We start from the raw sequence: 316 nt of genomic DNA on the forward strand, positions 1-316 counted from the left end.
CGTCGACCGAACGGGTCATTGGGCAGCTTCTCGCCGGTCGAAAGTGCGGCGAAGTCTTTCAGGCCGAGATCGATGCCCACACCGGAACGGATAGGTCGGGCCGGAACATCCGGCATCTCGATCACAATGTTGAGAAACCAGTTGCCGCGTGCATCCTGCGCAAAGTTGGTCCCATCCTTGATCTTGCCTTCGGGAAGCGGCCGGCTGTTGAACACGCGAAACATGTTGCCGGCGAAACGGAACGCGTCACCCTCGCGCTTCAGGTCACGGCCCTTCAGCGGCACCCAGCCGAGCGATTTCCTGCCGCGATAGCGCA

At 61.4% G+C, this 316-nt stretch carries 1 pseudogene; it reads right to left on the reverse strand.

From position 1 onward, the window contains the following. A pseudogene (locus tag HWX76_RS36510) lies at nucleotides 1–316 on the reverse strand (RNA-guided endonuclease TnpB family protein); the annotation flags it as partial.

Source organism: Burkholderia sp. BCC0398 (assembly GCF_902833245.1).
Lineage (GTDB): Bacteria > Pseudomonadota > Gammaproteobacteria > Burkholderiales > Burkholderiaceae > Burkholderia > Burkholderia sola.